Source organism: Insolitispirillum peregrinum (assembly GCF_900156605.1).
Lineage (GTDB): Bacteria > Pseudomonadota > Alphaproteobacteria > Rhodospirillales > Rhodospirillaceae > Insolitispirillum > Insolitispirillum peregrinum.
On the sequence record NZ_FTOA01000018.1, the window covers coordinates 2,501 to 5,549 of the forward strand.

The following is a 3,049-nucleotide window of genomic DNA, read 5'->3' on the forward strand; positions in this document are numbered from 1 at the left end:
AGGCGAACCGAGCGAACTGAAACATCTAAGTAGCTCGAGGAAAGGAAATCAACCGAGACTCCGCAAGTAGTGGCGAGCGAACGCGGACCAGCCCAGTGACCATCGTGTAAGAACCGGAAGCGTCTGGAAAGTCGCACCATAGCAGGTGATAGTCCTGTACGGGTAGAAAGCACTTTGGTCCTCGAGTAAGGCGGGACACGTGAAATCCTGTCTGAAGATGGGGAGACCACTCTCCAAGGCTAAGTACTCTCTAGTGACCGATAGTGAACCAGTACCGTGAGGGAAAGGTGAAAAGCACCCCGACAAGGGGAGTGAAACAGTTCCTGAAACCGGATGCCTACAAGCAGTCGGAGCCTCCTTGAGGGGTGACGGCGTACCTTTTGTATAATGGGTCAGCGACTTACCGTATCGAGCAAGCTTAAGCCGTTAGGTGTAGGCGAAGCGAAAGCGAGTCTGAACAGGGCGTTCAGTTCGATGCGGTAGACCCGAAACCGGGTGATCTAGCCATGGTCAGGTTGAAGGTGGAGTAACACCCACTGGAGGACCGAACCCACGTCTGTTGAAAAAGACGGGGATGAACTGTGGCTAGGGGTGAAAGGCCAATCAAACTCGGAAATAGCTGGTTCTCCGCGAAAGCTATTTAGGTAGCGCGTCAGATGAATACCATCGGGGGTAGAGCACTGGATCGGGAAGGGGGGCGCGAGCCTTACTGACTCGAACCAAACTCCGAATACCGATGAGTACTGTCTGGCAGACAGACGGTGGGTGCTAAGGTCCATCGTCAAGAGGGAAACAGCCCAGACCGCCAGCTAAGGTCCCCAAGTCATGGCTAAGTGGGAAAGGATGTAGGACGGCCAAAACAACCAGGAGGTTGGCTTAGAAGCAGCCATCCTTTAAAGAAAGCGTAACAGCTCACTGGTCTAATAGCTGTCCCGCGCCGAAGATGTACCGGGGCTAAAGCCATGCACCGAAGCTGCGGATGTGCAGCAATGCACGTGGTAGCGGAGCGTTCTGTAAGTCTGCGAAGGTGTGCCGTGAGGCATGCTGGAGATATCAGAAGTGAGAATGCTGACATGAGTAGCGACAAACAGTGTGAGAAACACTGTCGCCGAAAGTCCAAGGGTTCCTGCGCAAGGCTAATCCGCGCAGGGTGAGCCGGCCCCTAAGGCGAGGCTGAAAAGCGTAGTCGATGGGAACCACGTTAATATTCGTGGGCCTGGCGGAAGTGACGACCTCCGTAAGTTGTTCGCTCTTATCGGATTGAGCGGGCCGCGAAGGAGGTCCTGGAAATAACTCCGCCATATAGACCGTACCCCAAACCGACACAGGTGGACTGGTAGAGTATACCAAGGCGCTTGAGAGAATGGTGTTGAAGGAACTAGGCAAAATGCCCCCGTAACTTCGGGAGAAGGGGGCCCATCCTCGAGGCAACTCTTGGGTGGGGGCACAGACTAGGGGGTGGCGACTGTTTACTAAAAACACAGGGCTCTGCGAAGTCGCAAGACGACGTATAGGGTCTGACGCCTGCCCGGTGCCGGAAGGTTAAGAGGAGGGGTGCAAGCTCTGAATTGAAGCCCCGGTAAACGGCGGCCGTAACTATAACGGTCCTAAGGTAGCGAAATTCCTTGTCGGGTAAGTTCCGACCTGCACGAATGGCGTAACGACTTCCCCGCTGTCTCCAACACCAACTCAGCGAAATTGAATTCTCCGTGAAGATGCGGAGTTCCCGCGGTCAGACGGAAAGACCCCGTGCACCTTTACTACAGCTTCACAGTGGCATCAGATATTAGATGTGTAGGATAGGTGGGAGGCTTTGAAGCATGGGCGCCAGCTCATGTGGAGCCAACCTTGAAATACCACCCTTCCGATATTTGCTGTCTAACCGCGGTCCGTTATCCGGATCCGGGACCCTGTGTGGCGGGTAGTTTGACTGGGGCGGTCGCCTCCCAAAGAGTAACGGAGGCGCGCGATGGTTGGCTCAGAGCGGTCGGAAATCGCTCGTTGAGTGCAAGAGCAGAAGCCAGCCTGACTGCGACATCGACAGATGGAGCAGAGACGAAAGTCGGTTCTAGTGATCCGGTGGTCCCGCGTGGAAGGGCCATCGCTCAACGGATAAAAGGTACGCCGGGGATAACAGGCTGATACTCCCCAAGAGTCCACATCGACGGGAGTGTTTGGCACCTCGATGTCGGCTCATCTCATCCTGGGGCTGGAGCAGGTCCCAAGGGTATGGCTGTTCGCCATTTAAAGAGGTACGTGAGCTGGGTTTAGAACGTCGTGAGACAGTTCGGTCCCTATCTGCCGTGGGTGTAGGATATTTGAGAGGATCTGTCCCTAGTACGAGAGGACCGGGATGGACGCACCTCTGGTGTACCTGTTGTCGCGCCAGCGGCACCGCAGGGTAGCTATGTGCGGACGGGATAACCGCTGAATGCATCTAAGCGGGAAACCCCCCTCAAAACCAGATATCCCTATCAGAGCCGTGGAAGACCACCACGTTGATAGGCCGGGTGTGAAAGCGCAGCAATGTGTGAAGCTAACCGGTACTAATCGCTCGATTGGCTTGAGAACCCGTGCGCAGCGGTAATCCCGCAAGGCACGATGATCAGTCGCAAAAAGGTACACGTCATATCATAGACCTCGGTGTTCTGTCTTTCGATGACCTGGTGGTAATAGCGTTTCTGAAACACCCGATCCCATCCCGAACTCGGCCGTGAAAAGAGACTGCGCCAATGGTACTGCATCTTAAGGTGTGGGAGAGTAGGTCACTGCCAGGTCTTCCAAGGACAGAACATGCCCTAGCACGATCCAAACAGACGTCAGAGCGGTAGGCCACAACGCCAGCCGCTCTTTTGTCTTTCAAGCGCGATACACCTTCCGCGGGGTGGAGCAGCCCGGTAGCTCGTCAGGCTCATAACCTGAAGGTCGTCAGTTCAAATCTGGCCCCCGCAACCAAATACAGAACGGCCCCTTGGCGCAAGCTAAGGGGCCGTTCTGTATTTAGCTTATGAGTTCAGATTTGAACTGACGAGGAAGTCAGGTCACCCGC

General features: G+C 55.1%; 1 tRNA gene and 2 rRNA genes (1 of these 3 only partly in view). All 3 read left to right on the forward strand.

Features of this window, described 5'->3' with window-relative positions:
* Positions 1-2,571: ribosomal RNA gene (locus BW995_RS20095) — 23S ribosomal RNA — on the forward strand; it begins 170 nt to the left of the window's first position.
* A gap of 91 nt (positions 2,572-2,662) precedes the next feature.
* Positions 2,663-2,777: ribosomal RNA gene (gene rrf, locus BW995_RS20100) — 5S ribosomal RNA — on the forward strand.
* A gap of 101 nt (positions 2,778-2,878) precedes the next feature.
* Positions 2,879-2,955, forward strand: a tRNA-Met gene (locus tag BW995_RS20105).
* The last annotated feature ends 94 nt before the right edge of the window (positions 2,956-3,049 follow it).